Here is a 17,746-nt window from a genome sequence, read left to right as displayed (position 1 = left end):
GAACCTTGGATTACTGGCAGGTCATCACCTGGGAATTCGTACTCAGACAGCAGTTCACGAACTTCCATCTCTACCAGCTCTAGCAGCTCTTCGTCATCTACCATGTCACACTTGTTCATGAATACGATGATGAAAGGTACGCCAACCTGACGAGACAGCAGGATGTGCTCACGAGTTTGTGGCATTGGGCCGTCAGTCGCTGCTACTACCAGAATCGCGCCGTCCATTTGAGCAGCACCGGTAATCATGTTTTTAACGTAGTCAGCGTGTCCTGGACAGTCTACGTGCGCGTAGTGGCGAGTAGGAGTGTCGTATTCAACGTGCGAGGTTGAGATGGTAATACCACGCTCACGCTCTTCTGGAGCATTATCGATTTGTGCGAAGTCTTTCGCTTCACCGCCGTAGGTCTTAGCCAGTACGTTGGTGATTGCTGCAGTCAGAGTAGTTTTACCGTGGTCAACGTGGCCAATAGTACCAACGTTTACGTGCGGTTTCGAACGTTCAAATTTTTCTTTAGACATAATCGTCCCTCTAAATCAAAGTCGTTGGTACAAAGTGCACCATTGGTTTTTTGTTTACCGAACGGTAAAAAGGTAACAGGGAGATATTGGGGAAAGACTGGTGCTGATAGGCAGATTTGAACTGCCGACCTCACCCTTACCAAGGGTGCGCTCTACCAACTGAGCTATATCAGCACTGGAGCGGGCAGCGGGAATCGAACCCGCATCATCAGCTTGGAAGGCTGAGGTAATAGCCATTATACGATGCCCGCGTTATAACCTTTATGCCAAGACTACCTATTACCTGAAAAAGTGGTGGGGGGGGACGGATTCGAACCATCGAAGCTTTCGCGGCAGATTTACAATCTGCTCCCTTTGGCCACTCGGGAACCCCCCCACGGAACCTCGCAGAACGAGGTTGGCCTACTTAAGCAATGGTGCCGACTGCCGGAGTCGAACTGGCGACCTACTGATTACAAGTCAGTTGCTCTACCAACTGAGCTAAGCCGGCATCGCTTAAGTGCTGCGAATTCTATGTAATGGGTTTGGCGATTGCAACTGCCTTCACTAAAAAAAATACGCTTTCTAGTCCAAGCGCGCATTTTTCAGTCAAATCAGCTAGATTTTGCCGCTCTTAAGGACACTTCCCCACCAAAAAAGCGCTTAATCTTGCCATCTTGCTCCAGTAATAGCGCCCCTTGCTCGTCGATTCCACGGGCAATTCCGCGTTCAACCCGCTCATTGGAGAACAACAAATTCACTTTTTGGTCGCAGAAGGCATCAAATTGCTGCCAACGCGCAACCAAGGGGGCAAAACCATCATGGTCGAAGTCGATATAGATGCGATTTAGTGCAGTGATTAACGCTTGTGCCAGCTCATTACGGTCGAGCAGCTCCTGGTGTTGCAGTTGGGTAAAGGGTTGATCAATCTGTGCGGCGTGACTTTCTTCAACATGGACGTTAATGCCCAGCCCCACCACCATCTGCAGCAAGCCATCCACGTGGCCTTGCAGCTCAATCAAGATACCGCCGAGTTTGCGGCCGCCCTGATAGATATCGTTGGGCCATTTTAGCGACAGGTCTTGATGGCCGAGCTTGCTTAAGGTTTCCACCACTGCCAGACCAACCGCCAGGCTCAGGCCCGACATCGCCTCAATACCCTTGTCGAACTCCCACAGCAGCGACATCGCCAACTGCCCGGCAAACGGGGTTTGCCATTGCCGTCCACGACGCCCTTTGCCAGCGCTTTGATACTCCGCCAGCACCACTTGGCCATGGCGACAGTGTTTCAGGTTACGTTGGATCCAAGCATTGGTAGAGTCCACCTCATCGAGGCGCACGATTTTTTGTCTGGGAAAGGCGTACTGCAGGGCATCGATATCAAGCAGCGATAATGGCTGGGCCAGTCGATAGCCGCGCCCTTTTACCTTGTAGATATCCAGCCCGAGCTTTTGTAGCTGCTTAATATAGTTGGCAATGGAGGTGCGGCTCACTCCCAGCTGCTGGGCGAGGGCCTCGCCTGAGCAATAATCGCCCGCCAACAGCTGTTCCAGCACCGCAAACTTATTGTGGCGCATTAGCTCAACGACTCCACCAATTCGCTGTAGTGAACCTCACCACGCTCACCGATAAAGCGCACTTCCGGCTCAAGCTCGACCCCATAGTGCGCCCACACCCGCTGGCGCACATGCTGACACAGCGCCAAGATATCTGCAGCCACCGCACCACCGGTATTTACTAATACCAAGGCTTGGTCTTTGTGTACCGCCGCGCCACCGAGTTGAAAGCCTTTCAGGCCGAGCGAATCGATAAGCCAGCCCGCCGCTAGCTTGTAGCGCTGTTGGGCCGCAGGATAATGCGGCAACTCAGGGTGAGCCGCCAACAAGGCGTCTAACTTGGCTTGCTCAACCACCGGGTTCTTAAAGAAGCTGCCAGCGTTCCCTAATTGCGAAGGGTCAGGCAGCTTGGCGGAGCGGGTCGCTACCACGGCGTCGAAGATCTGCTCGGCATCGACATCGTCACCGAGCTTGGCCAGCGGTCCATAGCTCACTACCGGCTCCCAGCTTTGGGGAAGCGCGAGGCGCACTTGGGTGATCAATGCGCGGCCTTTCAGGGCATGCTTGAAGATGCTATCGCGATAGCCAAACTTGCAATCGGCTTCACTCAACCACTGCAATTGACCGGTCTCGAGATCGAAGTACTCCACTGCCAGGCAACGCTGGGCAATCTCAACGCCGTAAGCGCCAATGTTTTGCACTGGCGCGGCGCCAACATTTCCGGGGATCAAGGCCAGGTTCTCCAGACCATAGTAGCTGTTCGCCAAGCACCACTGCACTAACTCGTGCCAGTTCTCACCGGCGGCGACATCGAGGATCACCTGCTCGTCGGTTTCCTCTACCTCGATCCCTTTCAGGCGGTTACTCAACACCAAGCCCCTAAAGTCATCGGTGAGGAGAACATTTGAGCCTTCACCAAGCAGCAACAAAGGCAGCGAGTGTTGCTGTAGCCAGGCAAACAGCCCGGGCAACTGCGCCTTATCGTTAAGTTCGAAGAAGAAGTCGGCGCGGGCATTCAGGCCAAAACTGTTTAATGCATCCAGCGCCACATCGCGTTGAGGGGAAAACTCACTCATTACTTTCTTAACCTTACGCTGCTCACTTCATGGTTGCGGCCTTTTTCCAGGATCAGATCTGCGCGCTCACGCGTGGGCAAAATATTTTGCAGCAGATTAACTTTGTTGATACGACCCCAGATATCGGTGGCGATATCCACCGCTTCATCTCGGTCCAGTGATGCATAGTGATGGAAGTAGGCACCACGGTCTCTAAACGCACTGGCGCGCAGCTTCAAGAAGCGCTCGACATACCAGTTCTCTAGCAGCTCGACATCGGCATCCACAAAGATGGAGAAATCCACATAGTCGGAAACAAAAGGACGGCGCACCTGATGACAAGGCTGATCGCACTCACTTTGCAGCACATTCAAGCCTTCCAGAATCAAGATGTCCGGTTGATCGACCACCGCCTCCTCGCCCGGTAGGATGTCGTAAACAAAGTGGGAGTAGACCGGTGCGGATACATTGCGCTCGCCGCTTTTTAGCGCCGCCACGAACTCCAGCAGGCGTCGCTTATCGTAGCTCTCGGGGAAGCCCTTGCGCTGCATCAGGCCGCGTCGCTCAAGTTCAGCATTGGGATACAAGAAGCCATCGGTTGTGACAATGTCGACCTTCGGGTGCTCCGGCCAGCGCTGCAGCAAGGCCTGCAAGATCCGTGAGGTGGTACTTTTGCCCCCCGCCACACTACCAGACACACCGATAATATAAGGAAGGTGCTTGGGTCGCCCTAAGAAGTCACCAATTACCTTACGTCTATCCTGACGTGCTTTCACATAAAGGTTGAGCAGGCGGGATAGCGGCAGGTAGATATCAGACACCTGCTGCAAGGAGAGCGCTTCGTTAATACCGCGGATCCGCTCCAAGTCACTCTCGGTGAGCGTCATCGGTACCGACTGACGAAGCTTGGCCCATTCCGAACGCTCGAAATGGTGATAGCGCAGCTGTTCGCTTTTTGACTCAAGCGCGTCGTCAGTTAAGTGTTCGGCTGTATGTTCGGCGTTAATAAACATGCTTCCTTCCTATAAATAGCCGCTAAAGCTTATCGAAAAAGCGGTTGCCACTCCACTATCTGAGCTATATCTACCCGTTTAGCCATCTGTTTGACACGCTTCTCCGTATCCATCACTAATACCAATCCGGATAAGTAAGTGGTCAGGTATTGCGAAGGAAAAATCATCGAGGACGAGGAAACGCTTGCCGTAACTAGTGGGCTAATTACAAAAGCGTTGACGCTGTCATCAATGATTTTAACCAGCAAGAATGAGCAGTTACTTATGTGGATTGGTTTAGGTCTACACTGACTAGCAACTTGCTAAGGACCAGCCCCGTGAAACACTTATTAACAGCACTTTTAGCGTTTGCGCTGGCAGTTATCATGCCCAGTGATTACGCAGCGGCGCTAGAGAATGATGAAGTCATTGTCTTGGAGTATCCGCCATTGACCACTCAGTATCGCGACGACTACGGTCACGCTTTTGCTTTGCTAAGCGAGTACGCCGAGCAGCATTTTAAGCTCACCCCTAAGCCTGAATTCCTTCCCCCGGCGCGGGCGGTGCATGAGTTGACCAGTGGCCAGTGGTGCCTGTCGTTTTATCCCGCCAAGCCGCTACTGGAAGATGCTCGCTTCCTGTCGCTCGCCGATGAAGAGGTGGCAATTGGATTGTATCGTCGTATCGATGATATGACACCGGACAGCTGGCAGGACTTATCTGAGCTGGCGGGCTACCGGGTTGCAGTGATGCGCAACCGCCAAGTAGGTCCGTTTCAACAGCAGTTGATCGATGCCCAGCTACGCTTGGTTGAAGTAAACAGCGTGGCGCAAGGACTCCGAATGCTACTGCGAGGGCGAGTTGACTATGCCATGGGAGACAGCACCAGCTTGCAAACCTATGGCTTTAGTGATCAGCAACAGCGTGAAATAGCACTAGCACAAACCAGCTTGCTAACCGCTAGGGTTGGGGTGTTCTACAACCCTAAATGCGAGCAGCAACTGTTCGTTACCCCTCCCAGCGCTGCGAACTAGCTGACAAGGTTAGGGTCAAAGTTAGGCTTGCTTGCGCAGATGCCGGGTAAACGCGGGTATATCCACCAGTTGCTGCGGGATCTCCCCAGCGCTCTGGTAGCCTTGTTCAACCAGCCAGTCACAGGCCAGCTGGATGCTGGGAAAATCCTGCTTCCTATGGCTGCGCTCCCCGCTGGGGATCATGCGTTCAAGAAGATAGCGTTTGAGGGGCGAGAAGCTGTAAACATGGGCGGTATGGCACAGCCCCTTGTCTTCCACCCACTTTAGGGTGGGATAGATCAGCTCTTCCGCATCGGATGTTAATAGTTCCCAATCTTCCAGCAACACCACGTGCGCCCAACGCTCGGGTAACTGGGATTCAAAACTCTGTAGTGCGTCGACAAATTCCCTTGCCAGTTGGCTATTCCATGCACCTACGGCACTCAATACTAATACGTCGTTAAACAGCTCTAAGCGATAGCTGCCGTGTGCTTCAAACATGCAAAAACCTCCTGCTCGCCGAAGTATAGACCAGCGAACAGGAGGCAGTATTGAATGGCAACTATCGTTAAATTACTGTTTAAGCGCGCTTCTTACTGGCGACGTCCATCCAAACAGCCAACAGCAAGATGCTGCCTTTAATGATCGATTGCCAGTAGGTCGGAACGTCCATCATGCTCATGCCATTATCCAGGCTAGCCATAATGAAGGCGCCCAATACCGCACCAAATACGGTACCCACACCACCGGCCAAGCTGGTACCACCGATAACACAGGCAGCAATCGCATCTAGCTCTGCAATATTACCGGCCGATGGTGAACCCGCGCCCAAGCGAGAGGCCAGAATCAGACCCGCCATACCCACCAGCAGGCCATTAATCGCAAACACCTTGAGCTTGGTGGCTTCCACGTTAATGCCCGACAAACGCGCCGCTTCGATGTTGCCACCGATGGCGTAGATACGACGACCAAATGCAGTCTTCTTACCAATAAAGGCAGCGATCAACATCAGTACCACCAACAGCAATACCGGGAAGGGTACACCGCGGTAGTCGTTAAGCAGGAACACCAGCCCCAGTGCGAAGATGGCAATCGCTCCAAACTTCAAGACATCGCTGGTCATCGCCGGGTTGCTCAGGCCATGGGCCTCACGCTGCTTGCGCAGACGCTGCTGCCATACAAAGAACAGGCTAAGCGCACCGATGCTGGCAATCATCGAAAACATATTCGGCAGGTAGCTCTGGCCAATCAGGCTCATCTCTGGTGAGGTTGGCGCCACGGTGCTACCACCGGTAATCCCCACCAAGATCCCACGGAAGGCCAGCAGGCCCGCCAGGGTCACAATGAAAGAAGGCACCTTGCGGTAGGCCACCCACCAGCCATTCCACAGGCCAAGCAGGAAGCCGGCAGTAAGGGTCAATACAACTGTTAGCGGCAGCGGCAGCCCCCACCATACATCCATTATCGCAGCCGCACCGCCGAGCAAGCCCATCATCGAGCCCACCGACAGGTCAATCTCGGCCGAGATAATCACATACACCATACCAATCGCCAGGATGCCGGTGATGGCGGTTTGGCGCAGCAGGTTGGATACGTTACGGGGCGTCAGGTAGCTGCCATCGGTGGCAAAGTAAAAGAACAGCATAATCACCGCGATGGCCGCAAACATCACCAGCACTTGCAGCTTGATTTGTTTGAGTTGGTTTAACACGCTGGCTCCCTGGCTGTTCGCGCTAATTGTGGTTTGTTGAGTAGTCATAGTTATTCCTCGGCTAATGCACAGTCCATTACTTGCTCTTGGGTCAAGCCTTGGTTCTCCAGAACCCCCTTGAGCTTGCCTTCGTGCATTACTAAAACGCGGTCGCTGATCCCAAGTACTTCGGGCAGCTCAGATGAGACCATGATGATGCTGATCCCCTGCTTCACCAGCTCGAACATCAGCTTGTAGATTTCGTACTTGGCACCCACATCGATGCCTCGAGTCGGCTCATCGAGAATCAAGATCCCCGGCTCCAGCAGTAAGAACTTGGCAAGGATGGCTTTTTGCTGATTCCCCCCACTAAGGCTCTTAATCGCCAACTCCTGTCCGGCGGTTTTCACCTTAAGGCGTGCAATCGACTCCTTAATCGCGCGGTTTTCCGCCGACTCATCGAGTGCCTGACCCAGGCCTGCGAACATCGATAGCCCCGCCAGGGTGATGTTCTGCCCCACGCCCATAATCGGCACAATCCCGTGGCGCTTGCGGTCTTCCGGCACCATGGCGATCCCTTGGGAGAGCGCCTGCTCCGGGTTGCGGATCTTGATGCTTTGCCCGTTCAACTCAATCGGGCACTGATACACCCCGTTGTAGCTGCCGTAGATACACTGCATCAACTCGGTACGGCCCGAGCCCACCAAGCCTGCCACACCAAGGATCTCGCCCTTACGCAGCTCAAAGCTGACATCTCTAACTTGATAGAGGTTGGCGGCCTTGCTGATCTTGGCAGTAACCGGACCTACCTTGAGGATGGGCTCACCAATGTCGTGCTCTTCGCGCGGGAACAGCTCCTTGAGCTCGCGCCCCACCATCATTGAGATGATGTCATCGGTGGTCATCTGCTTGGCATCTTGGGTGCCAATATGCTCGCCATCGCGGATCACGCAGATACGATCGGAGATCTCTTTCACTTCATTGAGTTTGTGGGAGATATAGACACAACTTACGCCTTCACTGCGCAGTTGTTTAACAATGGCCAGCAGCACTTCAGTCTCTGACTCGGTCAGTGGTGCGCTAGGCTCGTCGAGAACCAGAATTTCCGCATTTTTAGACAAGGCTTTGGCAATCTCGACCAGCTGCTGCTGGCCCACGCCAAGGGTGCGGACGGGAGTATCGGGATCAACTTCGAGTTTAACCCGAGTAAGTAATGCTTTGGTTTGTTTGTACATTGCGCTGTGGTCTAGCACGCCGTGGCGGCTGATCTCAGCACCGAGGAAAATATTTTCTAGGATTGACAGCTCTTTTACCAGGGTCAGCTCCTGGTGAATAATCGCGATGCCTTTCTCTTCACTATCGCCGATGTTGCGCGATTGAAGCAGCTCGCCCTTATAATAGATATCACCTTCATAGCTACCGAAAGGATGCACCCCGGTTAGCACTTTCATTAAGGTGGATTTACCCGATCCATTTTCCCCGCAAAGTGAGACTACTTCCCCTTTTTCCAGATTGAAATTAACGCCGTTCAGGGCAATCACACCGGAGAACTTTTTCACGATCCCCGACATATTGAGTAGGCTTGCGGTCGACATGTTCACTCCTTATAAGCCCTATCCTTAAAACAAAGGGCAGTAACCTGCCCCCTGATGATTTGCTTATTGTTACTGGTACACGTCTTCTTTCTTGTGGAAGCCATCGGCAATCACGGTGGCCTCGACGTTGTCTTTATCCACAGCAATCGGCGTTAACAGATAGGCGGGTACATCTTTCAGGCCATTGTTCAGCGATGAATTGGTTTCAGGCTGATTGCCAGCACCTAGCTCAACCGCGATTTCTGCAGCGGTAGTCGCCAGCATCTGAATCGGCTTGTAGATGGTCATGGTTTGGGTGCCAGCAACAACCCGGCGAATCGCTGCCAGGTCAGCATCCTGACCGGAGATCAGCACCTTGCCAGCCAGACCTTGTGCATCCAGCGCCTGGATAGCGCCACCAGCAGTAGAGTCGTTTGATGCAACCACAACATCGATATCGTTGTCGTTAGCAGTCAGGGCGTTTTCCATGATCTTCAGTGCGTTCTCAGCAGCCCAGCCTTCGGCCCACTGGTCACCAACGATCTGCACTTGGCCAGCATCAACCAGCGGCTGAATCACATTCATCTGGCCTTTGCGGAACAGGTGCGCGTTGTTATCAACTGGCGAGCCGCCCATCAGGAAGAACTTACCGCTGTCACGACGCTCCACCAGCGCTTGCGCTTGCAGCTCACCGACACGCTCGTTATCGAACGACAGGTAGAAATCGATCTCGGCGTTGTTAATCAAACGGTCATAGGCCAGAACCTTGATGCCTTCGGCCTTGGCTTCAGCAATCACGTTCGCCAGTACCTGACCGTTGTAAGGAATAATCACCAGCACATCGACACCGCGGGAGATCATGTTCTCAATTTGGGAGATTTGCGCCTGCTCATTACTGTTCGACGATTGAACAAATACTTTTGCACCAAGCTCTTCCGCTTTCGCCACGAAGAAGTCACGGTCTTTCTGCCAGCGCTCCAAACGTAGGTCATCGATCGCCATGCCGATTTTCACTTCGGCGAAAGCTGCACCAGATAGGCAGACCAGAGCTGAGCACAGTAGGGTAATCAGTTTTTTCATCTCTTCAGTTCCTTGGGTTGTAGGATTGTCCTGGAGCGCCAGCGAGCACTTGTTATTCGACCGTGCTCTGCTCCACTCCCGATTGACTATATATTTTGCGTCTCGAATAAAAAGTGACCCAGTGCAAATTAAGAAAACGTTCTCAGCCTATTTGGATCACCAAGGCAAATAGTGTGATGCAAGCAGTTTCATAGGAAAAAAGTAGGAAGGTTTGCTGGAAAAATGCGCGATATGCTTGTACGCGTGCACGCAGGAGTAGTCAGGGGATAAAGAGAAAAATGCGCAAACACCGATGAGCTTTATGTCGATGCAGGCAGGCTAACGGGGTGTAACTGGATGGCTAAACTCAGCAATCACCTCCCGTTGCGGGTCGCTTGTGGCAAATGCTGCCAGTGTATCTAAGCCGGGAGTTTGCTGCGGGCTGTAGCGCTGTGACAGGGTTTGGATCCAGCGAAGCCCCAGCTCACTCTCATAGGCTGAGCTAAAGGTCGTGACCACCCCATCTTGGTTCGCTTGGCTTATCAAGGAGCTAATGTACTGCCAACCGCCCACCAAGGAGGGCTTAATCACCAAGGCTTTGAGGCCCGGAAAGTAGTGATAGCGATAACTGGCCCGTTGCAGGCTTTCATCGAGGGCAATCCCTACTTGGCAGCGCTCGGCCAGCATTGGGCATAACTCGCTGCTTTGCAGCGGCTCTTCGATATAGTCAATCCGCTCCACATCGATGTTGTCTAACACCTTTACGGCCTGCTCCCAGCTCCAGCCGCGGTTAGCATCGAGTCGCAGTCGCAGCTTGGGGTTGGCGATAAGCAGTGCTTGGATCTGTTCGATATCTTGATCGGGCGTTTGCCGAGCGGCTTTAAACTTGGCCAACTGCAGCTGCTTGTCTTGCAGCACCCGTTGGTCGCGGGAGGCGTCAATGCCCAGCAGCGGGCAATCCTGGCTCAGCGCCACATCCGGCACCGGACCGGTTAGTGCGCAATCGAGGCCAAAGGCAACACTGGGAAATAAGGGCTGCTGCAACGAGCCTTGCAGGTAGCTGTAGAGTTGTTGCGTCGCTTGTTCCAGCGACTCTTGGCTAAACCCGGGCAGAGGCGCGATCTCCCCTACCCCGGTGCGGCCATCGCTTAGCGCCAGCTCCAGAATCAGGCTCTCACGCAGCGCCACCCGATGCTCGCCAAACTGCATGGTTTGGCGAAAGGGCAGCTGCTGTCGATAAATAGTTGCCTGGTTCCAGAGCGCGTCCATGCTCAGCCTCGTCACTTAACGATTAAGGGTTACGCTTGAACTTGCTGAAGTCCGGTTCGCGCTTCTCGTTAAAGGCATTGCGTCCTTCCTGACCTTCTTCGGTCATGTAGAACAGCATGGTGGCATTACCTGCCAACTCTTGCAGACCGGCTTGGCCGTCACAGTCAGCATTCAGCGCCGCTTTCAGGCAGCGTAGCGCCATTGGGCTGTTCTGCATCATCTCGCGACACCACTGAACGGTTTCGCTTTCCAGTTGCTCAAGTGGCACAACGGTGTTTACCAGGCCCATATCCAGCGCTTCTTGCGCGCCGTACTGACGACACAGGAACCAGATCTCACGGGCCTTCTTCTGACCAACCAAGCGCGCCATATAGCTGGCACCCCAGCCGCCGTCGAACGAGCCAACCTTCGGTCCGGTTTGGCCAAACTTGGCGTTCTCAGCAGCAATGGTTAGGTCACACAGCATGTGCAGTACATGACCACCGCCGATGGCGTAGCCCGCGACCATCGCCACAACTGGCTTAGGACAGGTACGGATTTGGCGTTGGAAGTCCAGCACGTTGAGGTGGTGAGTCCCTTCTGAGTCTTGGTAGCCGCCGTAGTCGCCACGCACTTTTTGGTCGCCGCCAGAACAGAAGGCCAGATCGCCTTCCCCGGTCAGCACGATGCTGCCCACGTCAGGGTCGCGACGAGCATCATCCAGTGCAATGATCATCTCCTGCACGGTTTTCGGGCGGAAGGCGTTGCGAACCTGCGGGCGGTTGATGGTGATCTTGGCAATGCCACAGGCTGATTTGTGGTAACGCACGTCTTCGAAGTCGGCGCTGACATCTTGCCAGTCGACAGGAGAGTTAAAGATATCGCTCATGGTTCTCTTCATTTTCAGTTGAGGCAGTCGAGTAACTGCTGATTAAACGCGTCGGGCTGGTCGATGTGCACATTGTGACCGGCCCCTTGAATCATATGCCACGCTAGCTGTGGCACCGCTTGGCACATTTGCTGGGCCAAACGGCAAAACTTCCGGTCATCGCTTCCGGTGATCAGCGACATCGGGATCTTTAGTGTAGCCAAGCCGCTCAGAAAGTCGTCCTGACGACCTAAACTGGTGGCATCCAACATGGCTGCCAGACCTTGCGGGTTTTGGCTGAGGCGCTTGGTGACCAGGCTGTCACGCTGCGCCTCACTCAGTGAGTGAAACACCTCTTGGCTGTACCACGCCTGTAAGACCTGCTCACGCGGCTCATGCTGCCAACGCTCAGCCCACTTGGCGTCGTGGCTTAGGCGCGCTTGCTGCTGGCGGTGATCGTCCAAGCCGGAATGGCACGACTCCAGTATTAAACACTGCAAGCCTTTCGGCTTTTGCAAGGCATGGTACATCGCCAAGCGCCCGCCCAAGCTGTAGCCGAGCAGGGAATACTGGGTGATATGCAGCCGCTGCAGGCAGTCCACCAGCAGCTGATGAAAGTGCTTGAAGCCCTTGGTCGGCTTAAGCTGCAGCTCACCACTCATGCCATGCCCGGGCAGGTCGATAGCAACACAGTAATAGCGTTCGCTGAGCGCCGCCAGGGTATGTTGCCAGTCGTTGCCACTGCCCAAAAAACCATGCAGCAACACCACACACGGGCGGCCGCGCTGGCCTTGTACCTTAAAGTGCAAGTTGCTCATCGATGCTCTTCCCTAGCTCCAGATAGCGGCGACTGGCATCACCGGGCGCAAAGCTCAGCTCAATGACACCGCCTTGACCATCGGCCAGTAGCTGTTGATAGTCGCGGCTAAACTCAGCCAATGTTTGGCTGTGCCGGTAAGCCAGCTTGAACTGCTGCGCGGCGGCGGAAAAATCTAGCTGATGCGGCATCTGGTAATAATCCTGTGCGAGTTGCGGGTCATTCAGCCCGGGCAACAACTTAAAGATCTCACCACCATCGTTGTTCACCACCAGCACATTCAAGCGATAGCGCTTAGCCAGTGCCAGCGAGTTTAGGTCGTGCAGGGCCGAGGTATCGCCGAGGATCAGGGTGGTGCTCTGGCCGCTAGCTGCAGCTTGTCCAGCCGCGCTGGCAATCAGGCCATCGATGCCGGAGGCGCCGCGATTGCACTGCACCTCGGCCGCCGAGATATTACAGCCCAGCGCTTCGAACAGCCTGACCAGCATGCTGTTGCCGATAAACAACTGGCTGGCCGCAGGCAAGGATTTGGCAAGTTCCGCGCAAGCACTAAGCTCAGAGTCCTCACGCAAGGCCGCATCGATAAGCGGCTGCACCTTGCTCGAAGCGGCGCGCCAAAGCTCTGCATAGTCGCTGTGTTGCGCACTTGCCGGATGAGCTGCCAACCATTCACTCGCGCGGCAAACCCAACGCTGCTGCAAGCGATGACTTGGGTCGTGGCGCAACTTAAGCGCATCCACATACCAATATTCGGCATCGCTGCTTGCCAGCCAGCTCTGCAGTCGTTTGCCCACTAAAAAGCCACCGAATTGAACTATCAGCTCAGGCTCAAGCGCCGTGGCTATATCAGGCTGACGCACCAACAGCTCAGCCTGTGAGATAACCCCGGGTAGGCCCTGAAGCTGGCTTTGTACATCGGCCACCACTGGCCAGCCAAGTTGCTCGGCCCAAGCCAGAATCATCTGCGCTTGTGCTGGTGTTTGTTGGCCCACCACCACTAGGCCCTTACGTTGCTGCCAATCTTGCCAGCGCGCTTCAGTGGCGATCTGGATAACGGGCTTAGGATAACGGGTATAAGGCAGATCGCTGCTCAGCCAGTTGCTGAGCGGCGCCAGATAATCGGCCAGATGCTGTTGATTTTGCTCGGGATAGAACGGCTCACGGAACGGGCAGTTAAGGTGCACCGGACCGGGGCTCTGTTGCTGCGCAGCTAGCGCATTATCCACGCTGCCCAGTAACATTGTCGGGCTGATGACTATGGTCGGCTCGGGCAATACCGCCTGGAACACCGGATAACCGGCAAAAATCCGCTGCTGGATAATCGCTTGATTGGCACCGCTATCGAGCAGCTCCACCGGGCGGTCGCCGGTTAACAGTAACAACGGCACCCCGGTCTGGCGCGCTTCAATCACGGCCGGATAAAGGTTGGCGACCGCGGTGCCAGAGGTGGTGATAAGCGCCACACAGCGCTGCTGAGTTTTAGCCATGCCCAGCGCGAAAAAGCCCAAGCCGCGCTCATCAAAATGGCAGTGCGCATTGGCTTTAGGGTGGCGCGCCACCGCAACGGTTAGCGGGGTCGAGCGTGAGCCGGGGGCGATGCAAAAGTCGCGAATGCCCCAGCGCAGACACTCTTCGATAAGCAGTTCAGCCCACAACACATTAAGGTTATGGGCTTGATCAGGGTTTAACAGGGTCGGTGGATTAGGCAAGCGCTTTCCCGTTCAGCAATTCGAGGATAGTGGCAATCTTATGATTAAGCTCCTGCCATTCTAACTCGGCTTGCGATCCGGCAACAATACCGGCTCCGGCAAAGGCGTGAACGTGATCGGGCAGCACCAGTGCGCTACGAATAGCCACCGAAAACTCGCTGGCCGCGCCACTGAACCAGCCTACCGCACCGGTATACCAGCCACGGGCATAGCCCTCATGATGCAAGATGTACTGAATCGCCGATTTACGCGGCATGCCGCCCACCGCCGGCGTCGGGTGCAGCGCATCTAGTAGCGACAAGTCATCCAGCTCGGGGCTAATCATCGCGGTAATGCGGCGCTTAAGATGCTGTACGTGCTTGAGCTTAACCAGCTCCAGCTCGGCATCGGGGTTAACGTGCAGACTTAGCTCCTGCAGGCGACGGCTGAGGTCATCCAGCACCACCTGGTTTTCCCACTGGTTTTTATGGTCGTTGAGCAGTTGTGAGCCTAGCTGGCAGTCTTGCTGCACCGTCTGGCCGCGCGGCGCGGTGCCCGCCAGCGCCTCACTGAGCAGCTCGGTGTCGCAGCGCGCGTACAAGCGCTCGGGGCTACAACCAACAAAGCTGCGCAAGCCGTCAAACTGGAACAGGAAGGAGTAGCAATCTTGCTCGCGCTGCTGCCATTGATTGAGCAGGCTAAAGGGGTTGAGGGTGCCTTTTAGCGCGATGGTGGTTTGCCGCGAGAGCACCACCTTGGCGGTGTGCTGCTGAAAATCGCCACCGGTGACTTCATCAACCAAATGCTGCCACTGATCGCGCGAGGGCTGATCGATACGGCTTAAGGCATCGCAGCGGATATCCGCCAAGGGCTGGATACGCGCTAGCCCTTCCAGCTCGCCGGTAATGCACTGATACTCGTGCTCCGGGCGATTGCGGAAGTTGGCATTGATGATCATCTCGCAGCTGCCCGGCTTCTGGCGGATCTCGATGCGCGGCAGCACAAAGCGACGGCGCGGAAAGCTCGGCCAAGTGGCACTCTGGCGAGTAAAGGCAATACCGCCATAGAAGCGTAGCGAGTGGTCGTTGGTATCCAGAGCGTCGATGGTGGCTTGCACCTGCTCAAGGTCGTTCAGCGATTCGGCAGCACCAAGCCAGGCGACTTCGTCACCTTGCTTACTTTTCCAGTAACCACGGAAATTATGGTTTTGTTGATTGAGCCAGGCGAGAAGATCCATCTCAGGCAGCGCTAGGCTAAGTTGCTGGTAACCCTGCTGAGGCAATTGCCGTAAGCGAGCCACCACCGATTTCACAGTATCTTGGGGCAGCAGCACGAATTGTATCTCTGTAACGTGTTAACACTTAGGAAGTATGGCATACCTTAACAAAGAGGCTTGGTGGTTTCTTGATGCTGAGCAATAATAGCCGCTTTATTTAACTGACTGATATAGCAAATGTTGAAAGCTTGGATCCATGCAGCACGCCTGCGCACCCTCCCCTTGGCTAGCGCCTCTATTTTACTGGGCTCCAGTTTGGCAGCCAGTGAAGGCGATATGCTGTGGCCGGTGACGCTGCTGGCCTTGTTAACCGCATTGCTGCTACAGATCCTCTCTAACCTGGCCAACGACTATGGCGATGCGGTCAGTGGCGTGGATGACCATACCCGGGTCGGCCCAGAGCGCGCCCTGCAAGCAGGCTTGATTACCCAGCCACAGATGCGCCGCGCGATCGTCTTTACCACTGTGCTGTCGTGTATCTCCGGCCTCGGTTTATTGACCATTGCCCTGGGCAAAGATTGGGAAGCCTGGCTGAGCTTTATGCTGCTCGGCGCGTTGGCGGTAGTCGCCGCGATGACTTACACCATGGGCAAGCGCCCCTATGGCTACTATGGGCTGGGCGATCTGAGCGTATTTCTGTTCTTTGGCGCGCTGGGCGTGGTGGGCTGCGCCTATCTGCACCTGCTAACCGTGCCTGAGGGCGCTTGGCTGCTGGCAGCGGCCAACGGCTTTCTCGCCACCGCCGTATTAAACATCAATAACCTGCGCGATCTGGAGCCGGACAAAGCCGCTGGCAAACACACCTTTGCGGTGCGCTTAGGGCCAACCTGCGCACGTCGCTATCACTTGGCCTTAGTGCTGGGGGGCCTGTTGGCCTATGCCGCGTACTTGCTATTGCACGAGCCGCGCTCGCTGGCTTGGGCCTTCTTGCTGCCCGCCATCCCAGCACTTAAGGTCGCTAAGGTGGTAATCACCAGTCACGACCCGGCCGTGCTCGACAGCCAGCTTAAGCAGACTGCCAAGTTCAGCTTTATCTTGGCGCTATTTTTTAGCCTGCTGCTTCCCCACACCTTCTAAGCTGCTCTTATCGCACGCGGCTCATAAATCCGCTCGGCTGCTGAATCCTGCAGTCGAGCCTTTCAAGGCAATTGAGTTAACTGTCATAAATTCACCACTCTAGCAGATAAACCATTACACAAAGCGCCCTGCAAGACGTATGGTAAGCCTTGAATAGGGATGTTCTGTTAACAGTGAATAGACCGTATGAAGCTGCTGATTACTGCCTTGCTTACGCTTTGCCTCTCTCCTTATCTCTCTCCGATAGCGATTGCCGAGGAGGAGTTGCTGGTACGCTATCACCAGTCTCCGCGCGATATCGACCGCCGCGATGACTACTTTGTCGCCCTGCTAGAGCTTGCCCTGCGTAAGACCGAGAACAGTGATGGCCCCTATCTGCTGGTCAGCAACGAGCGCAAGATGACCCAACAGCGCACCCTAGCCAACCTCGAGCAAGGCCGCTATCTGGATGTGGTCTGGACCATGACCTCTGCCGAGCGCGAACAGCAACTGTTGCCGGTACGCATTCCCTTGCTACGCGGGCTGCTAGGGCATCGGGTGTTTATCATTCGCGAAGAAGACCGCCAACTGTTTGAGCAGATCACCAAGGTTGAAGACTTACAGCAGCTCAAGGCCGGACAAGGCAAGGACTGGCCAGATACCGAGATCCTGCAGGCCAACCGCATCCCGGTGGTCACCGGCAGCAACTATCAGGGCCTGTTTGGCATGCTCCGGGCAGAGCGTTTCGACTACTTCCCACGCGGTGTGAATGAGCCTTGGGAAGAGATACGCATCCACGCCGATAAGCAGCTAGCGGTGGAGCCCAACCTGGTGTTGCAATACCCCGCACCGGTATTCTTCTTCGTCAACAAGCAAAACCACGCCTTGCAAGCGCGTCTGGAGCGCGGGCTGCGATTGGCCCTTGAAGACGGCAGCTTCTTCCAGCTGTTCTACGAACATCCCAGCAACCACTACATCTTTGAAGTGAGTCGACTGGCGCAGCGGCGGATGTTTCAGCTACGCAATCCGCTGCTCAGCGAAGAAACCGCCGCCTTGCTGTCTCAGTCCGAGCTTTGGTACCACCCGGATGAATGCCAACAGCAGCAGAGTCCCTGCTATCAGAAAGCCAGCCATCACGACTAGCGCCACAGCAATAAATTTCGTTAAGCGATTGTGACCAGCCACTATTGTTCGCAGGCCGCCAAGCCCGCTATACTGCCCAGGTCTTGTCGGAGTGCCGTAAGGCTGAGATCGCAACTTCCGTTTAATCGGAAACGCGGGATCCGCACAACCTGCTCAGGGTAATACCTGCGAAGGGAACAAGAACGTGAGTGATAGGCAACACAGCAAGTCC

The 17,746-nt window shown here is 55.0% G+C and carries 16 protein-coding genes, 4 tRNA genes and 1 riboswitch; of the genes, 3 read left to right on the top strand and 17 right to left on the bottom strand.

Annotation, left to right across the window (positions count from 1 at the left end; all coding sequences use genetic code 11):
* The 8 genes from G461_RS0111190 to coaA all read right to left on the bottom strand — a co-directional run.
* A partial coding sequence (locus tag G461_RS0111190) for a GTP-binding protein (RefSeq protein WP_026971898.1) occupies positions 1-521 on the bottom strand: 521 nt, incomplete at its 3' end.
* Positions 522-619: 98 nt separating this feature from the next.
* Positions 620-695: transfer RNA gene (locus G461_RS0111185), tRNA-Thr, on the bottom strand.
* Between the two features lie 2 nt (positions 696-697).
* Positions 698-772: transfer RNA gene (locus G461_RS0111180), tRNA-Gly, on the bottom strand.
* A gap of 41 nt (positions 773-813) precedes the next feature.
* Positions 814-897 (bottom strand) — tRNA-Tyr (locus G461_RS0111175).
* Positions 898-935: 38 nt separating this feature from the next.
* A tRNA-Thr gene (locus G461_RS0111170) sits at positions 936-1,011 on the bottom strand.
* A gap of 103 nt (positions 1,012-1,114) precedes the next feature.
* Positions 1,115-2,077 carry a bifunctional biotin--[acetyl-CoA-carboxylase] ligase/biotin operon repressor BirA gene (gene birA, locus G461_RS0111165; protein WP_026971897.1) on the bottom strand — a complete coding sequence of 321 codons (963 nt, stop codon included), beginning with the start codon at positions 2,075-2,077 and terminating at the stop codon, positions 1,115-1,117.
* Positions 2,077-3,132, bottom strand: a complete 1,056-nt coding sequence (murB, locus tag G461_RS0111160; protein WP_026971896.1) for a UDP-N-acetylmuramate dehydrogenase — start codon at positions 3,130-3,132, stop codon at positions 2,077-2,079. Before murB ends, birA begins: the two co-directional genes overlap by 1 nt.
* Entirely contained in the window at positions 3,132-4,124 is a 993-nt protein-coding gene (coaA, locus tag G461_RS0111155) for a type I pantothenate kinase (protein WP_084429155.1), read from the bottom strand. The genes murB and coaA overlap by 1 nt, the downstream gene beginning before the upstream one ends.
* Positions 4,125-4,441: 317 nt before the next feature.
* On the opposite strand from coaA, the gene G461_RS0111150 reads away from it, so the two are divergent.
* Complete coding sequence (locus G461_RS0111150) at positions 4,442-5,137, top strand: type 2 periplasmic-binding domain-containing protein (RefSeq protein ID WP_026971894.1); 696 nt, start codon at positions 4,442-4,444, stop codon at positions 5,135-5,137.
* Positions 5,138-5,158: 21 nt separating this feature from the next.
* Here the strand turns inward: G461_RS0111150 and G461_RS0111145 are convergent, their stop codons facing one another.
* The 9 genes from G461_RS0111145 to G461_RS0111105 form a co-directional block, all read right to left on the bottom strand.
* Entirely contained in the window at positions 5,159-5,617 is a 459-nt protein-coding gene (locus G461_RS0111145) for a hypothetical protein (protein WP_026971893.1), read from the bottom strand.
* A gap of 79 nt (positions 5,618-5,696) precedes the next feature.
* Positions 5,697-6,875, bottom strand: a complete 1,179-nt coding sequence (locus G461_RS0111140) for a sugar ABC transporter permease (RefSeq protein WP_051333516.1) — start codon at positions 6,873-6,875, stop codon at positions 5,697-5,699.
* Positions 6,876-6,877: 2 nt separating this feature from the next.
* Positions 6,878-8,401, bottom strand: coding sequence for a xylose ABC transporter ATP-binding protein (locus G461_RS0111135; protein WP_035480081.1), 1,524 nt, complete (start codon positions 8,399-8,401; stop codon positions 6,878-6,880).
* Positions 8,402-8,470: 69 nt separating this feature from the next.
* Positions 8,471-9,460 (bottom strand): D-xylose ABC transporter substrate-binding protein, encoded by a 990-nt coding sequence (gene xylF, locus G461_RS0111130; RefSeq protein WP_026971890.1) that lies wholly within the window; start codon positions 9,458-9,460, stop codon positions 8,471-8,473.
* Between the two features lie 318 nt (positions 9,461-9,778).
* The gene (gene menC, locus G461_RS24005) at positions 9,779-10,708 is read right to left on the bottom strand and encodes an o-succinylbenzoate synthase (RefSeq protein ID WP_051333515.1); all 930 of its coding nucleotides are present in this window, start codon (positions 10,706-10,708) and stop codon (positions 9,779-9,781) included.
* A gap of 22 nt (positions 10,709-10,730) precedes the next feature.
* Positions 10,731-11,576, bottom strand: a complete 846-nt coding sequence (menB, locus tag G461_RS0111120) for a 1,4-dihydroxy-2-naphthoyl-CoA synthase (protein WP_342664369.1) — start codon at positions 11,574-11,576, stop codon at positions 10,731-10,733.
* Positions 11,577-11,590: 14 nt separating this feature from the next.
* On the bottom strand, positions 11,591-12,373 hold the full coding sequence (gene menH / locus G461_RS0111115) for a 2-succinyl-6-hydroxy-2,4-cyclohexadiene-1-carboxylate synthase (RefSeq protein ID WP_051333514.1): 783 nt from the start codon (positions 12,371-12,373) through the stop codon (positions 11,591-11,593).
* Positions 12,354-14,081 carry a 2-succinyl-5-enolpyruvyl-6-hydroxy-3-cyclohexene-1-carboxylic-acid synthase gene (gene menD / locus G461_RS24000; RefSeq protein ID WP_051333513.1) on the bottom strand — a complete coding sequence of 576 codons (1,728 nt, stop codon included), beginning with the start codon at positions 14,079-14,081 and terminating at the stop codon, positions 12,354-12,356. The genes menH and menD overlap by 20 nt, the downstream gene beginning before the upstream one ends.
* Positions 14,074-15,393 (bottom strand): isochorismate synthase, encoded by a 1,320-nt coding sequence (locus G461_RS0111105; RefSeq protein ID WP_035477818.1) that lies wholly within the window; start codon positions 15,391-15,393, stop codon positions 14,074-14,076. Before G461_RS0111105 ends, menD begins: the two co-directional genes overlap by 8 nt.
* A gap of 120 nt (positions 15,394-15,513) precedes the next feature.
* Here G461_RS0111105 and G461_RS0111100 point away from each other — a divergent pair, with 120 nt between their 5' ends.
* Together G461_RS0111100 and G461_RS23995 are read left to right on the top strand one after the other, a co-directional pair.
* Positions 15,514-16,413 carry a 1,4-dihydroxy-2-naphthoate polyprenyltransferase gene (locus G461_RS0111100; RefSeq protein ID WP_026971888.1) on the top strand — a complete coding sequence of 300 codons (900 nt, stop codon included), beginning with the start codon at positions 15,514-15,516 and terminating at the stop codon, positions 16,411-16,413.
* 186 nt (positions 16,414-16,599) lie between these two features.
* Entirely contained in the window at positions 16,600-17,535 is a 936-nt protein-coding gene (locus tag G461_RS23995; protein ID WP_051333512.1) for a type 2 periplasmic-binding domain-containing protein, read from the top strand.
* 77 nt (positions 17,536-17,612) lie between these two features.
* Positions 17,613-17,728, top strand: a riboswitch (TPP riboswitch).
* Positions 17,729-17,746: the final 18 nt, after the last annotated feature.

The sequence above is a fragment of the Aliagarivorans marinus DSM 23064 genome (assembly GCF_000429485.1).
Classification (GTDB): domain Bacteria; phylum Pseudomonadota; class Gammaproteobacteria; order Enterobacterales; family Celerinatantimonadaceae; genus Aliagarivorans; species Aliagarivorans marinus.
The sequence above is the reverse complement of the archived record's forward strand: the minus strand, read 5'-3'. Positions and strand labels throughout refer to the sequence as shown.